Origin of the sequence: Leisingera sp. JC11, assembly GCF_040704725.1 — a bacterium.
Lineage (GTDB): Bacteria > Pseudomonadota > Alphaproteobacteria > Rhodobacterales > Rhodobacteraceae > Leisingera.
In genome coordinates, this window is the sequence record NZ_JBFCVS010000050.1 from 1 (window position 1) to 4,271 (window position 4,271).

Annotated in this window: 3 protein-coding genes; 1 reads left to right on the forward strand and 2 read right to left on the reverse strand. The window is 64.7% G+C overall.

From position 1 onward, the window contains the following. Nucleotides 1-71: 71 nt before the first annotated feature. Nucleotides 72-1,208, reverse strand: coding sequence for a ParB N-terminal domain-containing protein (locus tag AB1A62_RS21985; RefSeq protein WP_366663585.1), 1,137 nt, complete (start codon nt 1,206-1,208; stop codon nt 72-74). 60 nt (nt 1,209-1,268) lie between these two features. Further along, nucleotides 1,269-2,678 carry an AAA family ATPase gene (locus AB1A62_RS21990; RefSeq protein ID WP_366663586.1) on the reverse strand — a complete coding sequence of 470 codons (1,410 nt, stop codon included), beginning with the start codon at nt 2,676-2,678 and terminating at the stop codon, nt 1,269-1,271. A gap of 482 nt (nt 2,679-3,160) precedes the next feature. On the opposite strand from AB1A62_RS21990, the gene AB1A62_RS21995 reads away from it, so the two are divergent. Next, on the forward strand, nt 3,161-4,183 hold the full coding sequence (locus AB1A62_RS21995; protein ID WP_366663587.1) for a replication initiator protein A: 1,023 nt from the start codon (nt 3,161-3,163) through the stop codon (nt 4,181-4,183). Nucleotides 4,184-4,271 lie beyond the last annotated feature (88 nt).

The following is a 4,271-nucleotide window of genomic DNA, read 5'->3' on the forward strand; positions in this document are numbered from 1 at the left end:
AATATCAGACTCTAACAGGGCACGAAGAAGGGCGCGGAAACCGCGCCCTTTGCTGTTTTATCAGAGTCTGATCAGAGCTTTTTCAGCCAGGCCTGCAGTTCCTTCACCAGCGCGGCGCTGACCGCCTCGCCGCTGATTTCGATCTTCTGCTCGCTGGGGGTATAGGCCAGCCGCACGCCGCGGGGGGCGGGCAGGGAGATCCGCTCGCCCGGCATGGCAGCGTCCCAGTCGCCTGTGCCGCGCACCCGCGGGGCGCTGACCAACGGCGGAACCGGTGCCTTGGGCGCAGGCGCGGCAGCCGCAGGTTCATAGACCGGGGCAGGGGACATATCAGGCTCTAACTTAGGAGTTGCCTTCACGCCGCCCTCTGTCAGCCGGGTCAGCACCTCCAGCTCTGCCTCCGGGCTGCTGCGGTCGGCGGCCTGCAGCACGGTCGTGGCGCGGGCGGCAAAGCCCTCATCCGCCTCGATCTCGCGCACCAGGGCGAGGCCCAGCTTCTCGCTGATGGCGGTGGGGTAGAACAGCACCGCATCCAGGGCTTCCACCAGGGTGACGAAGCTGCCGATCTTGGAGCGCTTGGCGCGGGTGGCGTTGCCGAACAGCGCCTGCAGCGCGTATTTGCGGCGGGTGAAGACGCCCTCCTTATACGCGCGCACCGCAATCCGGGCGCGCTCGTAATGCGACAGGTTCACCCGGATCTCGTTTTCCTCGACCATCGCCACATAGGCCTCTTCGGCGCTGTCGGGCTTGATCACCAGCGCCTTCAACGTGGCGAATTGCGGGTCTGATGTTTCCTCATAGAGCCTGCGCAGCGCCGTCAGGCGGCGCCAGCCGGAGATGAGGCCATGGGTGCGGCCGCCGAAGGTATCCTCCAGCGGCACGACCTCTGCCGGGGTCTGCTGGCCGCGGGCGCGGATCGACTCGATCAGCGATTGCAGCTCTTCCTCGTCCTGCTCGATGCGGTCGCGCACCAGGTGGTTTTCGTCGATCGCCGCCAGCGGCAGCTCCTCGATCATCAGCCCCTTGGCGCGGGCGTTTTCCAGCACGCCGCTGAGTTCCTGCAGCGCCGCCTGGGCGGCGGCATCAGATGCCACCTGGGCAATCGGCGCGGCGCCAACACTGGACGGGGTGCCAAGCGCGGGTTTGCCGGCAGGCGCCGCTGTCAGGTAATCACTTTGCGCCGGGGAAAGCCGTTTGCGTTTTGCCATGGTCCTCGTGCCTCTTTCCGGGTGGGGCGGTCCGACTACCCCAAATCTCTTGTTAGGGCCTTAGCCCGCCGCGCGCTGTTCCACCTCTTGATGCAACACCTCGCGCCGCCAGACGCCGATCAGCAGTTTCTTGAAGGCGGCATAGGTCTCGTCAAAGGTCTCGCGGCCGCGGGCATAGGTCTCGCGGTTGAAGTCGCGGTAGTCGGCCTCGTAGATGCCGCTCACCTGCTCGCCGGCCTGGCCGATGAGGGCGGTGAAACCCTGCTTATGGGGGCTGAGCACCCGCCCCATATAGGCCTGCATCAGTGCGGCCAGCTCGCCCTGCTGGGCGCCGTCGTAGCGGGTGATCACCGCGCGCACCGCGTCCCATTCGAAACTGATGCCTGGCCGGCCCAGGGCGCGGGCGGCCAGGTTCTCGCCCTCCTCGATGCTGGCAAAGGTCGAATGCAGCATGTCGAAGAAGCGGCCGGTGGAATCAAACTCAAGGAAAGACGCGCCCATCGGCACCAGCAGGATGTCGGCGGCAGAGAGGCCGTTGATGGTCAGGTAGCCAAGCGCTGGCGGGGTGTCGATGAAGATCACATCATACTGGTCCAGCACCCCGTCGGCCTCCAGCCGCTCCGTGAGCGCATCCCACAGTTTCCAGCTGCGCGCCGCCATCCGCCAGACCGGGATCTGGAATTCTGCCCAGTAGAGGTTCAGCTGGGCGCCGATCAGGTCGATGTTGGGCCAGTGGGTGGTCTGGATCACGTCGCCCGCGGTCATCTCCATCGCCGCATCCAGGGCTTCGTCCAGCGGCTGCGGGGCATCGCCGCGGTCGAGCCGGCGCTGGTTCTCCATGCGCAGATGCTCACCGTAGTGGCGCGCGAGCAGCGGGAAGGCGGTCTGCCATTCATCCTCCACCTTGCCGCCGAAGATCGAGGTCATCGAGCCCTGGCTGTCCAGATCAATCACCAGCACCTTGTAGCCGTCGAGCGTCGCCGACATCGCCAGATGCGCCGCGGTCGAGGTTTTGCCGACACCGCCCTTGAAGTTCGCCACCGCCACCATTTTGGCGGGCAGGCCCTCGGGGCGGTAGGGGGTATAGTCCTTGGCCTTGGAGCCTTGCGCCGCGAAGAAGGCACGCAGGCGCAGCACCTCGTCCAGGGTGAACCACTTGGCGCCGCCTTCGGTCTCGGACCGGCCCTGGGGCAGATCGGGGTTGGCCTTCAGCACCCGGCGGAAATGGGCCTGGGCGACCGGGATCAGGTAGCGGGTGATCTCCCAGGTGGAGAACAGGCGCAGCTCCTTGCGGCCTTCCTCGTTCATGCCGCGGCTGGCAAGGTCGGCCCTTCCTTGCGCGCAGGCGCTTGCAATCTCGGCAAAGCCCGCGGTGCTGGTGGGGCTGTCCAGTTCCGCCAATGCGGTGTCCGGGTCGATGCTGAAATAGGGGGGGAGGCTTGCGTTTGCCTTGTGGATATCTCGTGCCATGAGGATCTGCCTGCTGACCTTGGGCCTTGGCGGCCCTGTCCGTGTGAAGTGTTGTTCTGTCTGCTCCGCAGCCCCGATGTGCTGCCTTTTCACCAGAATACCTAAAAACACCGCACATGGAAGAAAAATGCGCACACCCCTTGGTTTTTCTAAGCAAATCCAGCGGTTGCGGCAGGGGAAAGCGTGGGCGGCTGAGGGCGCTGAAAAAAATCTGCCCTGTTAAATATGAGTTATTTATAAGTTACAGGGTAGAGGTGACTCGCGCAAAGCCCTTTTTTTAATGGCGATTGGGGGCAGATTCCGGGGGAACGTGACTCTGAAACCCCGTTGAAATGACTCCGAACCCCCGAACAGATGATTCCGAACCCCCGTTGCGGGGGCATGTGGATAACCCTAGGGTGAGTGTAATCAAAACCACGATAAACGAGTCGCACGGGATCAGCAGAATTCCGGCGGCGTGCAGAGCAGATACGGGCAGGCAGATGGCAGCAGAGCTGACAGCGGGAGCGATTCCGCCGGAAGGGCAGGGGGATTTTTTCCTTTGCGATATCTTCGGGGCGATCCCCAAGAACGACCTCGCCTCGATGGAGCATCCGCTGTTCTCGCTGGGCACACGGCCGGACCGGCGGATCCTGAACTACCAGCACAACGGCGCCGAGATCACCGTGACGCCCTCCGTCAAGGGGCTGGCGACGATCCATGACAAGGACATCCTTATTTTCTGCATCAGCCAGCTGATGGCGGCGCTGAATGCCGGCCGGCAGGTGAGCCGGGTGCTGCATCTGAAGGCGCATGACCTCTTGGTCGCCTGCAACCGGGAAACCTCTGGCGATGCCTACCGCCGCCTGCGCGAGGCGTTCGAGCGGCTGGCGGGCACCCGCATCACCACCAATATCGTGACCGGCGGCCAGGAGGTGACCACCGGCTTCGGCCTCATTGAGAAATGGGAGATCGTGAGGAAGGCGCCGGCCGGCAAGAAGGGCGCGGGCAAGATGGTCAGCGTGGCGGTGACGCTTTCGGATTGGCTCTACCGCGCGGTGCTGTCGAAATCGGTGCTGACGCTCAGCCGCGATTACTTCCGGCTGCGCAAACCCCTGGAGCGGCGGATTTACGAGCTGGCGCGCAAGCACTGCGGGCGGCAGAACAGCTGGCAGGTCTCGGTGGAGACGCTGCTGAAGAAATCCGGCTCCGCCTCGCCGCGCCGGGTGTTCCGCAAGATGATCCGCGACATGATCGATGCCCAGCCCTTGCCCGATTACGCGCTGGAGGAGCTGGAGGGCGATGTGATCCGGTTTTCCCAGAAGGCGGCGGTCACCGAGGCGGTGCTGAATGCGCCGCAGCTGAAGCCGCAGACGCTGGAGGAGGCGCGCGCGCTGATCCCCGGCGCCGATGCCTATGCGCTGGAGGCGGAATGGCGCGCCATGTGGCTGCGCTCCGGCAGCCCGCGGCTCAGGATGCCCGATGCGGCGTTTCTGGGCTGGGTCAGGAAGCGCGCGGCGGAATAGGATCCCGCCCTTTCATCTTTGCCCGGATACCCGTCGGCCGCAGGCCGCCGCCTTTGCCTGCAAAGGCGGGTCTCATTTCCCCCGAAAA